At 47.3% G+C, this 19,550-nt stretch carries 14 protein-coding genes; 9 read left to right on the top strand and 5 right to left on the bottom strand.

Translation table 11 applies throughout. The annotated features are described in order from the left end of the window. The first annotated feature begins 13 nt into the window (after positions 1-13). Positions 14-1,885 carry a phosphomethylpyrimidine synthase ThiC gene (gene thiC, locus KEF85_RS13410; protein WP_215581378.1) on the top strand — a complete coding sequence of 624 codons (1,872 nt, stop codon included), beginning with the start codon at positions 14-16 and terminating at the stop codon, positions 1,883-1,885. Positions 1,886-1,969: 84 nt separating this feature from the next. Here the strand turns inward: thiC and KEF85_RS13415 are convergent, their stop codons facing one another. Continuing rightward, entirely contained in the window at positions 1,970-4,744 is a 2,775-nt protein-coding gene (locus KEF85_RS13415) for a hybrid sensor histidine kinase/response regulator (RefSeq protein ID WP_246534951.1), read from the bottom strand. Positions 4,745-5,124: 380 nt separating this feature from the next. Between KEF85_RS13415 and KEF85_RS13420 the strand changes: the two genes are divergently transcribed. The 3 genes from KEF85_RS13420 to KEF85_RS13430 are packed head-to-tail and all read left to right on the top strand — an operon-like array spanning position 5,125 to position 7,481. Then, entirely contained in the window at positions 5,125-5,709 is a 585-nt protein-coding gene (locus tag KEF85_RS13420) for a MarR family winged helix-turn-helix transcriptional regulator (RefSeq protein WP_215581380.1), read from the top strand. A gap of 5 nt (positions 5,710-5,714) precedes the next feature. Next, a complete protein-coding gene (gene ubiK, locus KEF85_RS13425; protein ID WP_215581382.1) occupies positions 5,715-5,969 on the top strand; it encodes a ubiquinone biosynthesis accessory factor UbiK in 255 nt (84 codons plus the stop codon). Between the two features lie 3 nt (positions 5,970-5,972). Beyond that, positions 5,973-7,481 (top strand): YifB family Mg chelatase-like AAA ATPase, encoded by a 1,509-nt coding sequence (locus KEF85_RS13430; protein WP_215581384.1) that lies wholly within the window; start codon positions 5,973-5,975, stop codon positions 7,479-7,481. 82 nt (positions 7,482-7,563) lie between these two features. Here the strand turns inward: KEF85_RS13430 and KEF85_RS13435 are convergent, their stop codons facing one another. Continuing rightward, a complete protein-coding gene (locus KEF85_RS13435; protein ID WP_246534952.1) occupies positions 7,564-8,631 on the bottom strand; it encodes a TIGR03790 family protein in 1,068 nt (355 codons plus the stop codon). A 183-nt stretch (positions 8,632-8,814) separates the two neighbouring features. Here KEF85_RS13435 and rep point away from each other — a divergent pair, with 183 nt between their 5' ends. From rep to KEF85_RS13450, 3 genes are all read left to right on the top strand, one after another. Then, on the top strand, positions 8,815-10,821 hold the full coding sequence (gene rep / locus KEF85_RS13440) for a DNA helicase Rep (RefSeq protein ID WP_215581386.1): 2,007 nt from the start codon (positions 8,815-8,817) through the stop codon (positions 10,819-10,821). Positions 10,822-11,005: 184 nt separating this feature from the next. Further along, entirely contained in the window at positions 11,006-12,148 is a 1,143-nt protein-coding gene (locus tag KEF85_RS13445) for an efflux RND transporter periplasmic adaptor subunit (RefSeq protein ID WP_215581388.1), read from the top strand. 14 nt (positions 12,149-12,162) lie between these two features. Continuing rightward, a complete protein-coding gene (locus KEF85_RS13450) occupies positions 12,163-15,267 on the top strand; it encodes an efflux RND transporter permease subunit (RefSeq protein ID WP_215581390.1) in 3,105 nt (1,034 codons plus the stop codon). A 47-nt stretch (positions 15,268-15,314) separates the two neighbouring features. On the opposite strand, the gene KEF85_RS13455 is transcribed toward KEF85_RS13450, so the two are convergent. The 3 genes from KEF85_RS13455 to rpmB form a co-directional block, all read right to left on the bottom strand. Then, positions 15,315-16,664, bottom strand: a complete 1,350-nt coding sequence (locus KEF85_RS13455) for a DegQ family serine endoprotease (RefSeq protein WP_215581392.1) — start codon at positions 16,662-16,664, stop codon at positions 15,315-15,317. A 383-nt stretch (positions 16,665-17,047) separates the two neighbouring features. Further along, positions 17,048-17,203, bottom strand: a complete 156-nt coding sequence (gene rpmG, locus KEF85_RS13460) for a 50S ribosomal protein L33 (protein WP_196434738.1) — start codon at positions 17,201-17,203, stop codon at positions 17,048-17,050. A gap of 11 nt (positions 17,204-17,214) precedes the next feature. After that, the gene (rpmB, locus tag KEF85_RS13465) at positions 17,215-17,451 is read right to left on the bottom strand and encodes a 50S ribosomal protein L28 (protein ID WP_215581394.1); all 237 of its coding nucleotides are present in this window, start codon (positions 17,449-17,451) and stop codon (positions 17,215-17,217) included. 274 nt (positions 17,452-17,725) lie between these two features. Here rpmB and gshB point away from each other — a divergent pair, with 274 nt between their 5' ends. Further along, positions 17,726-18,676, top strand: a complete 951-nt coding sequence (gene gshB / locus KEF85_RS13470) for a glutathione synthase (protein ID WP_215581395.1) — start codon at positions 17,726-17,728, stop codon at positions 18,674-18,676. Positions 18,677-18,741: 65 nt separating this feature from the next. Next, complete coding sequence (locus KEF85_RS13475; protein WP_246534953.1) at positions 18,742-19,545, top strand: energy transducer TonB; 804 nt, start codon at positions 18,742-18,744, stop codon at positions 19,543-19,545. Positions 19,546-19,550 lie beyond the last annotated feature (5 nt).

The raw sequence follows: 19,550 nt of genomic DNA on the forward strand, positions 1-19,550 counted from the left end.
GTTGGAGATAAGCATGAGCGCTGTCCGTCAAGAAATTACTGCCGATAGCGGCAGTAGCATAAGAATCGATTCTTACCCCGCATCCGAAAAAGTTTACATTCAAGGCAGCCGGCCCGACATTCAGGTGCCGATGCGTAAAATCACTTTATCCGATACGCCGGCCAACTTTGGCGCGGAAAAAAATCCCCCCCTGTACGTTTACGATACCTCTGGAGTTTATACCGACCCTAATGTGGCGGTTAATCTGCATAAAGGTTTGGGCCCGGTGCGCCATGCCTGGATAGAAGAACGCGGCGATACCGAGTTGTTAAACGGCCCTAGTTCTATTTATGGTCAGGAACGGCTGGCCGATCCGGCTACCGCGCATTTGCGTTTTGAGCATATTTGCCAGCCGCGCCGCGCCAAGTCTGGTCACAATGTGTCGCAAATGCATTATGCTCGCCAAGGCATCATCACCCCGGAAATGGAATATATCGCCATTCGCGAGAATCAGAATATTGAAGCCATGCGCGGCACTTACAAAGGCCAGCATCCCGGCTTTTCGTTTGGCGCAGCTATCCAGCCGGTGATTACCCCGGAATTTGTGCGTTCCGAAGTGGCGCGTGGCCGGGCGATTATCCCGGCCAATATCAATCACCCGGAACTGGAGCCTATGATTATAGGCCGTAATTTCCTGGTGAAAATCAACGGTAACTTGGGTAACTCTGCGGTGACTTCTTCTATTGAAGAAGAAGTGGAAAAAATGCTGTGGGGCATTCGCTGGGGCGGCGATACTATTATGGATTTGTCCACCGGCAAAAACATTCACGAAACCCGCGAATGGATTTTACGCAATTCGCCGGTGCCGATCGGCACGGTGCCTATTTATCAGGCCCTGGAAAAAGTGGACGGCAAAGCCGAAGAACTGACCTGGGAAATTTATCGCGACACGCTGATCGAGCAGGCTGAACAAGGTGTGGATTATTTCACCATTCACGCCGGTGTGCGTCTGCACCATGTGCCTTTGACTGCCAAACGTTTGACCGGGATTGTGTCGCGCGGTGGCTCCATCATGGCCAAGTGGTGTCTGGCTCATCATACCGAAAGCTTTTTGTATACGCATTTTGAAGAAATCTGCGAAATCATGAAAGCCTATGATGTCTCGTTTTCACTGGGTGACGGCTTACGCCCCGGCTCTATTTATGATGCCAATGACGCTGCTCAGTTTGGCGAACTGGAAACCCTGGGTGAACTGACTAAAATTGCCTGGCAGCATGATGTGCAAACCATGATCGAAGGCCCAGGCCATGTGCCTTTGCAAATGATCAAGATTAATATGGAAAAGCAGTTGGAAGACTGTTTTGAAGCGCCGTTCTATACTTTAGGGCCACTGACCACCGATATTGCCCCTGGTTATGACCATATTACTTCTGCAATTGGCGCGGCCAATATTGGCTGGTATGGTTGTGCGATGCTGTGTTATGTGACGCAGAAAGAGCATTTGGGTCTGCCCAATAAGCAGGATGTGCGTGAAGGGATTGTGACTTATAAAATTGCCGCTCACGCCGCCGACTTGGCCAAAGGCCATCCTGGTGCGCAAATGCGCGATAACGCCATGTCCAAAGCCCGGTTTGAATTCCGCTGGGAAGATCAGTTCAATATTGCCCTGGATCCGGAAAAAGCCCGTTCTTTCCACGACGAAACCCTGCCCAAGCAGTCCGCCAAGGTGGCTCATTTCTGTTCAATGTGCGGCCCGCATTTCTGTTCGATGAAAATCAGTCAGGATGTGCGCGATTACGCAGCGGAAAAAGGTCTGGCGGATGAGCAGGAAGCCCTGAAAATTGGTATGGATGAGAAATCCAAGCAATTTATTGAGGAAGGCGCGGCGATTTATCACGAGATCTGAGTTTTGTTTCTGACGAATTAAAAATAATCGCGGATAAATTAATCCCAATCACCACCTATGCAGTTTTGCTGCCCAGGTGGTGATTTAAACACTCGGCACATCAGCCGGCGGCTTCAACCACTGCTCCAATATCTCACTCAGCTCATTTCTGCTGATAGGTTTACTCAAATAGTCATCCATACCGGCCGCCAGACAGGTTTCGCGGGCTTCTGCGGTGGCATGAGCAGTAAGCGCTATTACTGGCGTGCGGATATTGTTCGCCGCCTGTTCCCGCTCCCGCAGTATGGTGGTGGCCTCGTATCCTCCCATCACCGGCATCTGACAATCCATTAAAACCAGATCGTATTTGTTGTTGAGCAATAATTCCAAGGCTTGTTGGCCGTTCTCGGCCAAATCGGGTTTTAGTTGAAATCTAGCCAGCATGGCCAGCACCACTTTCTGGTTAATCCGATTGTCTTCTACCACTAAAATCCGTTTACCACTGTAATCCTGCCCATCTTCGTGAACGTTCTGGACATCCGTATTAGTTTGCGGCGCTGCTGCCGGGACTTGCTCAGCAACGCTCAAGGCATTGGCAATGGCATCAAACAACTGTGATTGCCGCACCGGTTTCAGCAGACACTGATAAATACCTAAGGCTTTGCGCTCGGCTTCAGACCCCAAACCGCCTGATGACAACAACAAACGGGGAGTATCTGCAATGGCGGGTATTTGGGATATCTGCCGAGCCAGTTCCAATCCATCCATATCCAGCATGTGCAAATCCAGCAGCAGAATGTCGAAAGCCTCCTGATGCTGTGCTGCCGTTTGTAAAAGAGACAATGCGGTTGAGGCCTGGTCTGTAGAAGATACGCGTATACCCCAGTTGTTAAGATAATGTTCCAGAATAGCGCGGTTGTTGGCATTATCATCCACTAACAAGGCACGCTTGCCAGCGAGATTGATTATTGGCGGCGCAATCTGATCTTGCTCCACTGGTTGCAAGGGCAAATTAAACCAGAAGCATGAACCAGTACCGGGCTGACTTTCCACACCTATCGCCCCCCCCATTAGTTCGACCAGTGTTTTGCTGATGGACAAACCCAGCCCGGTGCCGCCAAACCGGCGTGCGGTAGAACTGTCGGCCTGGGTAAATGCCTGGAATAGCCGGGCCTGGGTTTCCGGGCTAATGCCTATGCCGGTATCCCGCACTTCAAAACGCAGACTGGTACCCACATTTTGGATTTGGTAAGCTTGCACTGTGACAGAAATTTCACCCTGTTCAGTAAACTTGACGGCATTACCAATCAAATTGATCAGTATCTGGCGAATCCGGGTGGGATCGCCTTTCCAATACACATCCAGTTCCACTGGTAGAAAACAGGTAAGTTCCAGGCCTTTAGCATGCGCCAAGCCGGCTTGCAATGAGCAGACTTCCTCCACTAAGGATGGCAAATTGAACTTGATATATTCCAGGTCTATCTTGCCGGCTTCCAGCTTGGAAAAATCCAGAATGTTGTTGATGATCACCAATAATGCCTCAGCTGAATTAGCCGCAGTATCAACCAAATCGGCTTGTTCACGCGACATCTGAGTATCACGCAGAATATCCAGCATACCTAATACCCCATTCATAGGGGTGCGAATTTCATGACTCATGTTGGAGAGAAACTCGCTTTTCACCCGACTGGCGGTCTCGGCTTTGAGTCTTTGAATTTCCAACTCTCGGCAACTTTTTATCAACACCTCATTTTTGGCCAGCATTGCCGCTTCAGTGTCCTGCCTGAGCTGGATCAATACTTGTTCAGCTCGTTTGCGATTTAATGTGACGTTGGCTACTATAAAAGCCGCCAGGGCAAATGATAAATAGAGCACGGCCAGCAATACCTGCTTACCCGGCTGGTTATAGAAGGCTGCCTGAGTCAGCGTTGCCTGCGGGATAAATGTAACAATTTTCCAATAATAGTCTTCTGGTGAGAGCTGCTCCAGACTGGGGCCGTTTACTGCATCAGAGCCGGTCGAAGAATGTTGATTCAACAATAAAGGCCGAACCGTACTATAGACAAACAAACCTTTTTCGGTATGCAGGCTGCCTGCTTCGCTGTTGGATATGCTATGCCATTCATCAGGATAATCTGAACCAAAACGACGTTCTGACTTATCCAGCATAAAACCCCATTCCTCAGCTTGATGATCGTTACTTAACCAAAAACCATCTCTATTCAGCAACATTCCACCGTGGTTACCAGCCTGGATTTCATTACGAAAGTCTGTCAGCAGGTAATCGCCCAGAAAATTCAACAAAATGATGCCTCGCTTATGTCCGGCACTGTCAAACACCGGCGTACCTAAACGGATGGTTGGTTTATACGGTGTCTCTACTTGGCCGGCTTCTATATTAAGATCCAATGGTGAAACATAGATTTCACCGCGATTAAGACCAAAAGCATCTTGAAAGAAATAACGCGAGGCTTTGTTTTGTAATTTATCTTGCGGAACAATACTGGGCTTGCCATTATTAAAGTTAATGCGGATGATCTCTTGACCGCTGGCATCAAGATACCGAATCTTGTCATAACGGTGTTTGACTTTGCAGAATACCAGGAAAAATTGCTCCAGCTCCTCACGCAATTCTGGCCCACCAGTATTCAGAAAACGGCGTAACAATTGCAGGTTGGCAATCACACGCAGATCTGAATCTAGCCCTTCAACATCCTGAATAATATGGGATTTTGCTATTTCGATATGACTTTTCTCAACACCATCTATACGTTGCAACTCTGCTTGTTTATCCAGATGCGCCAGGAATAGTACAACTAAAGTAATGACCCCAACAATAGGCAGATATATGAGTAAAAACCGTTGTAGTAAAACTTGCATGGCAATATTTTTGGCTAAATTTAAACAAACGACAGCAGCTATCCTGATTTGGAAGTGCTGACGGCTAAACTTCTGCTGTATTCTGCTAAGGCCGCCGCTGGTGACGGGATTGGTGAATGCCGTTAATACAGCTTATTGCTGGGAGATGCATTTTTGAGCTAATTTGCAGGTCTGCTTCTAGCCCGGATTCAAAGGATTGGGTGTTGAACTGATTATAATACCGATTGTGAAACACTAGCTATTTTTGGCTGTATTCAAGCTGATGCTTTAGCCGCAGATAAGCCAGCTACCGGCTAAAAAACTCTATCCAAACAAATTAAGCACCTTGATAATTCTAGAGTTTTGGGCGCTTGCTGCAGGCTTGTGTTAGAATTTGACTCATGCAGGAGTTAGAAACTTTTAAGCTGATCGAGCGCATCAGTTCATTATTACGTTCTGAAGAACGCAAAAAATACGCCGCTATCGGTTTGCAGCCGGTGCATGGCCAGGTTTTGGAGTATCTGGGCAAATGCAATAAATACAGTGACACACATGCTGCGGTTGCCGAATACCTGGGTTTGACTAAGGGTACGGTATCGCAAACCATCCAAATTCTGGAGCGTAAGCATTATCTGGAAAAAAACACTTCCAGTCTTGATGGCCGGGTGGTGCATTTAAGCCTGACGGAATCGGGACAGAAACTGATTGATGAGCTTAAGCCGCTGGATGTGTTTAAAAATGCCGAAGCCAAAGTTAGTGCGCATGAGTTTGACAGTATAGGCCAGGCCTTGCAAACCACGCTGATGGTGTTGCAAAAAGTCAATCAGTCTAAAAGCTTTGGCTTGTGCCGTTCCTGTAGCTTTTTTTCCGTTGAGGAAAATCATTATTTATGTGGTTTGACTCAGCAAGCTTTGGATAGAGATGATACTGAAAAAATATGCCGGGAGCATACCCCGGCACCTAATTCTTTTATAGATCAAGAGTAAATACTATGTTCGATCAAACAGCAATAGACAACTTAGCCGAACGTATCACTAAAGCCATCCCCCCCGGCTTTACGCATTTTAAAGACGATTTGGAAAAAAACGTTCATGCCCTGTTGCAAAGCGCTTTAGCCAAACTGGATCTGGTCAGCCGTGAGGAATTTGAAGTGCAAAAAGCAGTGTTGGCCAAAACCCGCAGTAAACTGGAAGATCTGGAAAAACGCGTAGCAGAATTAGAGCAGCGGGTACTTAAAGATCAATAAGTCATGGCGCTGGCCGTTGTTTACAGCCGGGGGCGATCGGGCATAGCCGCGCCGCTGGTAACGGTGGAAGTACATGTCAGCAGCGGTTTGCCGGCGCTTAATATCGTCGGCTTGCCGGAAACTGCTGTGAAAGAAAGTAAGGACAGAGTACGCGGGGCTATTCTTAACTCCCGTTTTGAATTTCCGGTGGGCCGCATTACCGTTAATCTGGCTCCCGCCGATTTACCCAAAGAAGGCGGACGCTTCGATCTGGCTATCGCGCTGGGTATTCTGGCAGCTTCCGGGCAAATCCCCAAAAATCAATTGCATGAATACGAATGTATCGGTGAGCTGGCGCTGGGCGGTGAGTTACGCCGAATTCCCGGTGCACTGCCGGTAGCCATCCATACCCGCGATGCACGGCGCCAATTGATTTTACCGGTAGACAGTGCTACTGAGGCAGCACTGATAGGCGATGTGCAATTATTGCCGGCCAGAAATTTACTGGAAGTCTGTGCCCATCTGACTGGTCGACAAGCTATTTCTGCCGCCGCCGAGCCGCTGCTGCCACCCGCCGATTTTGAAATCGACTTTGCCGATGTGCATGGTCAGTTTCATGTTAAACGTGCGTTGGAAATTGCTGCTGCCGGTGGACATAATCTATTGATGCTCGGTCCACCCGGTACCGGCAAATCCATGTTGGCGGCTCGCTTACCGACCATTTTACCGGTATTAAGCGAGCAACAGGCTCAGGAAACAGCCGCTATCGTCTCCATTTCCGAGCAAAGCCTGGATCCCAGCCGCTGGCGGCTACCGCCATTCCGAGCACCGCATCACACTGCTTCGGCGGCGGCACTGGTTGGCGGTGGCAGCAATCCCAAACCAGGCGAAATCTCTTTATCGCATAACGGCGCTCTGTTTCTGGATGAATTACCGGAATTTGATCGCAAGGTGCTGGAAGTGTTGCGCGAACCTCTGGAAACGGGGCATATTACCATCTCCCGCGCCAACCGGCAGGCTGATTTTCCGGCCAGTTTTCAGTTGATAGCCGCCATGAATCCTTGTCCGTGTGGCTATCTGGGCGATACTTCCGGGCGTTGCCATTGCACATCCGAACAAATCAGTCGCTACCGGGCCAGAATTTCCGGCCCGCTGCTGGATCGGATAGACATGCATCTGGAGGTGCCGCGAGTACCACTGGATGTGTTACGTAGAGGTTCCAGCCAGGGGGAGGAATCCAGCGCCTGCATCCGCAAGCGGGTGATAGCTGCCCGGCAAATTGCTCAGCATCGCCACGGCAAAACCAATGCCGCGATGTCGGCTAACGAAGTTAAAAAATTTTGTCCACTAACTGAACCCAGTCATCAATTACTGGAACAGGCTATGGAAAAATTCGGCTTGTCCAACCGGGCCTATCACCGCATCCTCAAACTGGCCCGCACCATAGCCGATCTGGCCGACTCGGAACACATCCAGATCAATCACCTCAGCGAGGCGATAGGCTACCGAAAGCTGGATAGGACTAAAGCCTAAATGTTTACGCCTTAAGCTATACCACCGCGCCTGTGAAATATACCGTAAGGTTGATTGACTCAACAGCCCCCATGTTCTCAGCCTAATTGGCAGTATTATGTAAACGGTATGCAAACGGCTTGGCCAATGGTTCGCCGACAAAAATACCCTGACCTGGTTCAGCTACACTTTTCCAGTAGGCTTCTATTAAGGTACTGCCTCTAAGGTAAAAATACATAAGCACACCAGGATCAGGAAATTTGGCAGGGAAGTTACAGGGTTCTATAACCGCGCCATAGCTGCCAGTAGCGCCAGCGCGTAACCATTCCATGATATTCATTTGATCATTACCAGACATCACTCCGCCGCTTGACGTAAGATGATCCGCCACTGCGCCGGGCAGGTAATGGTTTTCATTGAGATGGGGTACGTGAGTTAAGCCGGTAAAATAAAACATGACATCATTCCTGCCGGCAATGTAGTCTTGTTCAAGATAGTGTACTGGCCAAAAATTGCTGAATTTTTCCGCAATAAGTGCAAAAAACTCTGCCCGAGAACTTCGGGCCACATCTGAGGTTTTTAACAGATACGCGGAACCTTGCGGATGAGTATAATCGGCGGCAATGCCGGTATCGATGATTTTTTGGGCTTCACTGAAATCTTTGCCGGCTAAAGCGATGGTTGGTCGCCAGCCGTGGGTTTTAAATGGCTTGTCGGTTTCTGATAAATAATAGGGGTCGCGGCGGGTTTGTTTACAGCCGTCGGCGCAAAAGGCAGGATCAAAACCAACAGCAAAGGCTGTGGTAATTGACATGCATTCCACCCGAAACGGCTGCAGCCAGGTAAGAACCAGAGCTTGAACCCGCTCAGGCAATTGAGCATCAACTTGTTGTTTGAGTTTATCGAATTCGTGTTTTGATAAAATAGCTTGATACGGCGAGAAGCGGATGTGAATTACTTGTTCAATCGGAATATGACGTTTTTCTTGATAATAAGCGCCGATCTGCTGACTGAGTTTGTCTTCATCGTTGACGATTATGGCCAGTTCCTCTGCGCTCAAAGCCGATGCCGGTTTAAACAAGGGAGAAATGGCTAGAGTCTGGGCCGAAGCGATACTTAGGCTTAACAGTAATCCAAAAATGCTAGATGTTATTTTTAGTGTCAACGACACATAGTTCTCCAGTAATTTTCAGTGCAGCCTTTATCACGGCTGCTGACAGGATGCAGGGCTTTATTTTAGCAAGTTAGTCCACCTGGTATTGAAGCAATTGTTGTAATCAGTCAATCCGTGCGGGTTAAACAATTTTACACCGTTTATTACAGTTTTTAACTTTATGGAATTTGCCTAACAATCATGCCCAAGCTTAATAGCCAGCAGCAAGCCGCCGTTAAAATTATTGACAAACCACTACTGGTATTGGCCGGTGCCGGCAGCGGCAAAACCAGGGTGATTACTGAAAAAATTGCCTATCTGGTTCAGCAAGGCACGCCGGCAAGACATATTGCTGCCGTCACTTTCACCAATAAAGCGGCCCGTGAAATGAAAAACCGGGTCAGCCGCTTACTGGACGACAAGCAAAGTCGTGGTCTGCGCGTTTCTACTTTTCACTCTCTAGGCCTGGATATTTTAAGACTGGAGCATAAGGCTTTGGGCTATAAAGCGGCACTTACCTTATTTGATGAGCAGGATAAACTCAATCTGTTGCGCCAGTTACTGGCCCATGGTGTCGTCAAGGGCGACAGCGATGCGCTGGATGTATACTGCAATCGTATCGGCCAGTGGAAGAATGCTTTTGTCAGCCCGGAACAGGCAATGCAGCATGCGGATACCCCGGAAGCAGTACTGGCGGCAGCACTGTATGAGCACTATAACCGCAGCTTAAAAGCGTATAACGCGGTGGACTTTGATGATCTGATCTGGCTACCCGTGGTGTTGTTTCAACAGTTTCCTGATATAGTCGAGAAATGGCGAAATAAAATTCGCTATTTATTGGTTGATGAATATCAGGATACTAATATTACCCAGTATCAATTGGTGAAAGAGCTGGCCGGCAGTCTGGGACGTTTTACCGTGGTGGGTGATGATGACCAATCCATTTATGCCTGGCGTGGAGCTCAGCCGGAAAATCTCAGTCAACTGCAAAAGGATTATAGCCGCCTGCAAGTTATCAAATTGGAGCAGAATTACCGGTCAGCCGGTCGAATTCTAAAAGTGGCTAATCATTTGATAGCCAATAATCCCCATGTGTTTGAGAAAAAACTCTGGAGTGAGCTGGGTTACGGTGACCCTTTACGGGTTTTGAGTCATAAAAATGATTTGACGGAAGCCAAACAGATTACGGCGGAAATTATTCATCACCGTTTTAGAACTGGGGGCAGTTATGGTGACTATGCCATTTTGTATCGTGGCAACCATCAATCCAGATTATTTGAGCGGGAGTTACGCGAAAATAACGTGCCTTATTTCATTAGCGGCAGCACTTCGTTTTTTGCCTATTCAGAAATCAAGGATGTACTGGGCTATTTGCGCTTGTTGGTTAATCCTGCGGACGATGCTGCATTTTTGCGGATTATCAACACACCGCGCCGAGAAATAGGGCCAAGTACTTTGGAAACATTGGGGGCTTATGCTAATGAACGCCATATCAGCCTGTTTGACGCCTGCTCCGAGCTGGGCTTGCAACAAAGGCTGGCCGAAAAACCAGTACAGCGCCTGGGTAAATTTTGTGACTGGTTACTGCAAACTTCAGCAAAATTGACGGAGGGTGATGTGTTTAATATCACTAGCCAGCTGATTGAAGACATCAATTATGCAGATTGGCTGCACGAAAACAGCAAGACAGCTGCAGCTGCTGAACGTAAGCTGAAAAATGTTTTTGAATTACTGGAATGGCTACAGCGTATCGCTGGCAATGAACAGGGTGAAGAAAAATCTTTGGCTGATGTTATTGCCAAAGTAATGCTGTTGGATATTCTGGATCGCAATCAGGAACAGGAGGCTGGTGATCAGGTTAGCCTGATGACTTTACATGCGGCCAAGGGCCTGGAGTTTCCACATGTATTCATGATAGGTATGGAAGAAAATCTGTTACCGCACCAAAACAGTATCGAAACTGATAATATTGAAGAAGAACGGCGGCTGGCTTATGTAGGTATCACCCGTGCGCAAAAAACCCTGACTTTTAGTTATTGCACCCACCGCAAGCGTTATGGGGAATTAACCGAATGCGAGCCTAGCCGGTTTTTGAACGAACTACCAAGCGATGATTTGGAATGGTTAAATAAAAAGCAGCTGCCTGCAGAAGAAATCAAGTTGCGCGGTAAGCAGAGTCTGGCCCAATTAAAATCCATGCTGGCTTGAGAGTCGGCTGCTTAATTAGCAAATTTCGTTAAAATAAACCCATGACAGAAATGGGTCTGCTTGCAATAGGCTCTCGCTTTGACAAGAGACTGAGAAACTTTGGCTGCGACATTGAAAATATTGTTACAGCGCACTTCTCTGCAAGATTAACGCGAAACCAAGTCAAATTAAATAAGGAAAATTCATGCATTTTAAGCAGTCTGGTGTTAAGCCAACCGGCTATCTGGTATGGCCTGTAGCCGTGATTTGTGTGTTAGCTGCTGTTGTTAATACGCATGCCGAACCTGTTGTCAATGTTAAAGCTTCTCCCGCTCTAATCAAATTGCTGAGTATTACTGAAATAAAACCCAGTGAAATCAGCGAATCATTGTCTTTACCTGCCCGAGTCGAGCTTGATCAATTGCGGGTAGCAAGAATTGGAGCCTCAGTTACCGGACGTATTACCGAGATTAATGCTGTATTGGGGCAAGCTGTGAAAAAAGGCGAACGTTTGGCTTTATTAAACAGCACCGAACTAAGTCAGGCTCAATCGGATTATCTGAAAGCCACCTCACAAGTCAATCTCAGGCAAATTACGGTACAACGTGCCGAGCGTTTGCTGGAAGGCGGGATTTTGGCTGAAGCCGAATTACAGGAACGTCAGGCGGTTTTGCGGGAAGCCGAGGTTGATTTACGCGCTGCCGCTGACCGCTTGCGGGTGATGGGCATGAGTGAAGCGGATTTAAAACGGCTGGATCAGAAGCGGACCATCTTTTCTTATTCACCGGTCAGCGCCAGCATCGACGGGGTTGTGATTGAAAGCCACATCGCCTTAGGTCAGGTGGTACAACCGGCTGATGCATTGTATACGGTAGCCGATCTATCACAATTATGGCTAGTGGCTGAGGTGCCGGAGCAACAGGCGCAGTGGGCGAAACAAGGTGACGAGGCTCATGTCGAAATTCCGGCCTTACCTGGCCCTGAACTGAGCGGCAAACTGATTTACGTTGCCGATTTGGTCGACCCAGAAACGCGTACGGTATTAGTACGTATGGCTTTAGCCAATCCACAACGTCTGTTTAAACCACAGATGCTGGCGACGTTGAAAATCAATAAATCCGGCGCGCAAATTCTGTCAGTACCAAGTGAGGCGGTGATTAGAGAAAATGACAACGATTATGTTTTTGTGGAGCTAAAAGCCGGTATATTTCAATTACGTGCAGTAAAACTGGGCACTGAACAAGATGAAAATCGCCCCTTGTTAGCTGGTTTAAAACCTGGAGAGCGAATAGTGGTAAAAGGCGCTTTTCATTTGAATATTGAACGGCTGCGTAATACAGCGAACTAATTCTAGGATAAGCAATGATTAACAGCTTTATCGAAGCCGCGTTAAAACAAAGGATACTGGTATCGGTACTGGCGATCATGGCCATAGTGATGGGAATCCGCGCAGTAAAACATTTATCCGTTGATGCCTTTCCAGATGTCACCAATATTCAGGTGCAGATTGCCACTGAAGTATTGAGCCGTTCTCCAGATGAGGTCGAACGTTTGGTAACAATACCGCTGGAAACCGCCATGGCTGGTCTGCCCGGTTTGGAAGAAATGCGTTCTCTGAACAAAAATGGCTTATCACTGATTACTCTTGTGTTTGCCGATGCCACCGATGTGTATTTTGCCAGGCAACTAGTAATGGAGCGGTTGATTGAAGTTAGTCGACAAATGCCTGCGGGTGTATCGCCATTACTAGGACCGGTGTCTACCGGACTGGGCGAAGTTTATCAATACACTCTGGATCGAGAAGACGATGGTGAGCAGGCTTTAAGTCGGGAAGACTTGCAACTGCGCCGGGAAATTCAGGACTGGGTAGTACGGCCATTATTGCGCGGTATTCCCGGTGTAGCTGAAATCAATTCCCAGGGCGGTTACGTCAAGCAATATCAAGTCCTGGTTAACCCCGACCGACTGCATCATTATAGAATAAGTTTGAATGATGTCTTTGATGCCGTCGCCCGAAATAATGCCAATAGCGGTGGCGGTTCTTTGGCCCATTATGCCGAACAATATTTGATTCGCGGGGTTGGTTTAATCAATGGCGTCGATGATATAGGCAATATTGTTTTGAAAGAAGAAAACAGTGTACCTGTGCATATGCATGATATTGCTGAGATCAGTATAGGCCATGAAGTGCGTACCGGTGTGGTGATTAAAAACGGTTATACCGAATCGGTAGGCGGGATTGTGCTAATGCTGCGCGGCGGTAATGCCAAGGAAGTAGTGAGTCGTATTAAAGCCAAAGTTGAAGAAATCAATCAAAAAGGCATGCTGCCGGGCGGCCTAAAAATTGTTTCATATTATGACCGTAGTGATCTGGTGGACACCGCACTATATACCGTTACCAAGGTGTTGCTGGAGGGCATTACGCTGGTAGTGATTGTGCTGTTTCTGTTTCTGGGCGATGTGCGTTCCAGTCTAATAGTAGTATGTACACTGATTGTCACGCCTTTGTTAACCTTTATTATCATGAATCGACTTGGGTTATCTGCTAACTTGATGTCTCTGGGCGGCTTGGCTATTGCCATTGGTTTGATGGTGGATGGCTCGGTTGTGGTGGTGGAAAACTCATTTCGACTTTTATCTGAGTGTAAAGGACGTAGTTCCAGCAGGTTACGAGTAGTCCAGGCCGCCGCTCAGGAAGTGGCCACCCCAGTATTGTTTGGGGTGGGTATTATTATTCTGGTCTTTGTGCCCTTAATGACGTTACAGGGCATGGAAGGCAAAATGTTTGCCCCTCTAGCTAATACCATCGCCATAGCATTACTGATTTCGTTATTGATTTCCTTAAGTCTATCGCCAGTACTCTGCACTTTCTTCCTGGAAGGCCATGAAGATGAGCACGATACTTTCATTATTGCCAAGATGAAACATGGCTATCTGTATTTATTGGACTGGGCATTGGCGAATGGCGGCAAAGTGGTAATAGGAGCGCTGACGATTTTTGCTTTGACATTAGCCTTATTGCCGTTTCTAGGTACATCTTTTATTCCGGTGATGAAGGAAGGTTCTATCGTACCCGGTATTACTCGAGCACCCAATATTTCTCTGGAAGAAGCCAATAAAATTGAAATGCAGGCCATGCAACTGATTATGCAGACACCTGGCGTGCAAATGGTGGTTAGCAATGTTGGCCGTGGGGAAAGCCCTGCCGATCCGCAAGGCCAGAATGACTCATCTCCTATCGTCACGCTTAAACCACATAAAGACTGGCCGAAAGATTGGACTCAGGATGACATCGCCGATGCTATTTCGGCAAAACTGACGGAAAATTTGCCTGGCGTACAAGTGGTTATGTCACAACCGATCTCAGCAAAAGTAGATGAAATGGTCACCGGGGTTCGTTCGGATGTGGCAGTTAAAGTATTTGGAGACGATCTGGCGCAATTAAAACAGATTGCCGAGACGATTGCGGCAGTGGCTGCCGAAGTGAATGGTGCTCGTGATATCCGTGTTGAACGCTTGACTGGTCAACAATATCTGAATATCAACATAGACCGCCAGGCAATTGCCAGGCACGGTTTAAATGCCGCAGACATTCATGATGTGATTGAAACCGCAATTGCCGGCAAAGTGGCTACTGAGATTTATCAGGGTGAGCGGCGTTTTTCTGCGGCAGTGCGGTTGCCGGTGGGTTTCCGTGACAACATCGCGGCCATAGAGAGCTTAATGCTGACTTCCCCGCATGGTGCCAGGGTACCTTTAGGCGATGTCACCAAAATTACCTTGAATGATGGCCCGGCACAAATCAGTCGGGAAATGGGCAAACGCCGGATAGTCACCGGTGTAAATGTCAGAGGCAGGGATTTGGGCAGTTTTGTCAAAGAATTACAGCAAGCTATCGCTGCCAAGGTTAGTTTACCGGAAGGTTATTATTTGCAATGGGGTGGCCAGTTTCAAAATATGGAACGTGCCATGGAACATTTACAGTTAATCATCCCGATCACTATTACTGCCATTTTTTTCCTGTTATTCATGCTGTTCAAATCCTTGAGTTTTGCAGCCTTGATTATTCTGGTCCTGCCGTTTGCTTCGATTGGCGGGGTGATTACCCTATTTCTGAGCGGTGAATATCTTTCGGTGCCTGCCTCAGTGGGCTTTATTGCCTTATGGGGGGTAGCGGTATTGAATGGTGTGGTGCTAATTTCCTACATTCGCAGCATCCAGGATAATGGTTTGCCGCAGATGCAGGCCATCAGGCAGGGCTGTGAACAGCGTTTCCGACCAGTAATGATGACGGCAACTGTTGCTTTACTGGGTCTGGTGCCGTTTCTGTTCTCAACTGAGCCAGGCTCTGAAGTGCAAAAGCCATTGGCTATTGTAGTGATCGGCGGTTTAATCAGTTCGACGCTGTTAACTCTGGTGGTATTACCGGTGCTCTATGCCTGGTTAGGTAATATCCGGCGCACCTAGAACTCAGCCTGCTGGAGTGCGGTAGTCCGACCCCAGCAGTATATCGACTATTTTAAAACCACAAAAAAGCCTTCACCACCACGTTGCAAATTCACCAGCAAAGGCGAGCGCGGGTTGGCAACCTGTTTAAATTCATCCAGATTTCTGACTCGATAGCGGTTGGCCGAAACCACAATATCACCTGGACGTAAACCGGTCTGCCAGGCATTTGATTTAGGCTCGATTTTTTCGATCAATACGCCTTCAACCTGATCTTTGGTGGTGGGCGCTAATACTGCACCACTTAAAGTAGGGTGAATTTTTTCACCGGCGACTTCCGGTCGTTTGGGTTTGCCTATGGTAGCTTGCAGGCTTTTATGTTCTTCACCCCGCAAAATATCCAGGGTTGCTGTATCACCAATTTGTAACATGCCGATCGCAGTGCGGATTTGACTGCTGCCACTTTTAATTTCTTCGCCATTGATCGCCTGAATAATATCACCAGGCTCCAGGCCGGCTTTTTCAGCAGGTGAACCGGACTCCACTCGACTGACTACCGCACCATGCTGGCTTTTCAACGCGAAAGCCTTGATAAGTTCTGGTGTTAAATCCTGAGTGGTGATACCCAGCAACCCGCGCCGAACCTCGCCGTGTTGCACTAGGGACTCCATCAAGCGTAGCGCCATATTCGAGGGAATCGCGAAACCAATTCCGACATTACCACCACTGGGTGCAAGTATGGCAGTATTCATCCCGACAAATTCGCCGCGTAAATTCACTAAAGCACCACCGGAATTACCTGGATTAATTGAAGCATCAGTCTGAATAAAATCTTCATAACCTTCTATACCTAAACCGGAGCGTCCCAATGCACTAACAATGCCGGAAGTAACCGTCTGACCCAGCCCGAAGGGATTACCGATGGCCACCACAAAATCACCGACTTTTAACTGGCTGGAATCAGCCACTTTTAAAGCAGTCAAGTTATCTGCGGGTATCTGTATCACCGCCACATCAGCTTCCGGGTCGGTGCCCAGTAATTTGGCATTTAATTGGCGGCCATCGCTGAGGGTTACGGTAATTTTGTCCGCTTTGTCAATTACATGGTTATTGGTTAAAACATATCCTTCATCCTTATTGATGATAACCCCAGAGCCCAGACTGTTTTTTTGTTGCTGGCGCTGGTTATTGGGTACATTAAAAAAACGCCGGAAAACCGGGTCATTCATCAATGGATTTTCCTGCATCCTCACATTAGTTGATGTTGAGATGTTTACCACAGCAGGTGTGCTGGTTTCCAGCATGGGGGCTAATGAAGGTAGTGGAGTCCCATCAGCTTGTAATGGCAAGGTAGCCTCAGCGGAAACAGCGCTAAGAGAAAGCAAAAAAATCAGCAGTAATTGGTTTTTTTTAGCCATTGTTATCTTCCTACAATGTAAATACCGGCGCAACCGGGGTTAAATTATTCCTAAGATATTAATGCACAGACAACTTGATTAGACGCAATTTGAGCGGAAAAGTTCTTGATTGCCTGAATTCATGACAAGCCAAAACTAGTTAAATCGATTGATTTGTTCCAACATCAAATTTACTGTCGGCTGGTTTTATGAAAATTGCCCGATCATAATCTGCCAGCCATACTTTGGGTATGGGCAGCTATAAAGCAATTCAAGGGGGGATAGGAGTTTTTTGAAAAGATATACCCTGATGACAGGATGGCCCAACATGCCCGACTAAAGCGGCAACACAAGGTCAAGCCACAACGCCAGCCGAGTGACACCCGGCCAGCATACAGGCCCAATTATTTAATTTTGGCTTCTTTATAAATCACATGTCTGCGAACAACGGGATCAAATTTTTTGATCTCCATTTTTTCAGGCATAGTTTTTTTGTTTTTGGTGGTGGTGTAAAAATGGCCAGTGCCTTCACTTGAAACCAGTTTGATTTTATCACGCATGTTTAGTCCTCTTAAATTTGGTCGCCACGGGTGCGGATTTCGACCAATACAGCATCAATGCCTTTTTTGTCGATAATGCGCATGCCTTTGGATGATACTCTTAACCGAACCCACCGATTTTCGCTCTCCACCCAAAATCTGTGGTGATGCAGATTAGGCGTAAAACGGCGTTTGGTTTTGTTTTGCGCGTGCGATACATTGTTCCCGGAAATGGGACGTTTACCTGTTACTTGACATACTCTGGACATGACTACCTCAGTGAGAGCTTTTATTTTAAATTAGCCAGACTTTATACCAAAAAAACTTTTTCAGGTAAACAGACCTAATGAAAAATAAATTTGATAGAATTTGACAGTACCTTGCAACAAGCCTGAACAATCCCTATTGATATCAATTAACTGCTTTTGTGAGGAACCGGCCCGAAACGCCTATGTTCAAGTTATAGCATACTATTGACTACAAGATGTTTTTATCCTCCGGCACTTGCCGATATATCAAACTTTAATATTTATCAGGATTGCAATGACCGTTAAACTTGGCATGATCATGGATCCTATCAGCCGGATCAACATCAAAAAAGATACCAGCTTCGCTATGCTGCTGGAAGCACAGGCACGCGGCTGGACCCTGTATTATATGGAGTTGGCTGATTTATCCCTGATCAATGGCGAAGCTCGTGCCTTCACTCGCACCCTTAAAGTACAGCGTAACGAGCATGACTGGTATAGCTTTGTAGAGGAGCAAGACCTCAAACTGGCTGAACTCGATGTAATTTTGATGCGCAAGGATCCCCCTTTTGATCAGGAATATATTTACGCCACTTACATTCTTGAACAAGCTGAACGTCAAGGCGCTTACGTTGTCAATAAACCGCAATCGTTACGCGATGCCAACGAAAAAATGTTTACTGCATGGTTTCCGCAATGTTGTACCGATACGCTGGTGGCCCGCGATCCCCAAAAAATCCGCAGATTCTTGCAAATACATAAGGAAATTATCCTAAAACCCCTGGACGGCATGGGTGGCGCTTCGATATTTTATGTGCGAGAAAACGATCCAAACCTGAGTGTGATTCTGGAAACCATGACGGAACATAAGCAACGCTTCATTATGGCGCAAAAATATCTACCGAAAATCAGCGATGGTGACAAACGGATATTAATGGTAAATGGAAAACCGATACCCTATTGCCTGGCACGTATTCCGGCCGGCGGTGAAAGTCGCGGCAATCTAGCTGCCGGCGGCCGTGGTGAAGGCCGCGAATTAAGTGCCCGTGATCGCTGGATTGCTGAACAGGTAGGACCGGTATTACGCGAAAAAGGCTTGGTGTTTGTAGGCATAGACGTGATAGGCGATTATCTGACCGAAATTAATGTCACCAGCCCTACCTGTGTTCAGGAATTGGATAAACTTTTCGATCTCAATATCAGCGCTCAATTAATGGATCATATTCAAGCCCACTTATCAGCATGAGCATTTCCACACCCCGGCATTTGCATGATTTTAGCTTTTCCAGTTCTAGCGCTCTGTTGCCGGCGGTGTTCATTGCTTTATTAGTACATATTTTACTCTTAGTTGGCGTGAACTTTCCGCAACTACCCAAAATTAGCCCTAGACGGACGATTGAAATCAGTTTTGCCCCGCGCAGCCAGGCAAAACCAACCCAGCAACCAGCTAAACTTATTAATGAACAACCCGTCAGCATGCCAACAGAGCGACCTAAAGACAATTCGCCAACCCCGGCACACCCTGTTCAGCATATGACGAAGCCAGCGGTAGCCAGCCATACACTTAAACCGGAACCTCATGCCGTAAAATCCATTAGTACGCCTCCAACAAACATCCAATCTACACCACCTTTGCCACCGCCTGAAACAGTGACTGCCGAAAAACCCAAACTGTCTGTTGACAATTTGATGCAGCAAATTGCTGATATTGGTGTTCAGGAACGCAATCGCACTATCCAGCAAAACTCGCAAACCAGCAAAATTAAATTTGTGCACACGGTCACCAAACACAAATTTCTGGCCGAACAATATGTCAAAGACTGGGAGGATAAAGTTGAGCGTACGGGCAATCTGAATTATCCTGAAGCTGCGCGCCATCAGGGGGAAACACAAATGCTGACGATGGATGTAGGCATCAATGCCGATGGCAGCATCTACAGCTTACGGATAGTCAAGTCATCCGGAAATACTGCCCTTGATGAGGCGGCGAAACGTATTGTTAGAATGAGCGCTCCATTTGCGGAACTACCTGCTGAATTACAACGCGAAGTAGATGTTTTGGTAATGACCCGAGTCTGGAAGTTTTCAGATGAAACCGGCATGACTGCCCGCTAAAACCA

It is taken from the genome of Methylomonas paludis, assembly GCF_018734325.1.
In the GTDB taxonomy this organism is placed as follows: domain Bacteria; phylum Pseudomonadota; class Gammaproteobacteria; order Methylococcales; family Methylomonadaceae; genus Methylomonas; species Methylomonas paludis.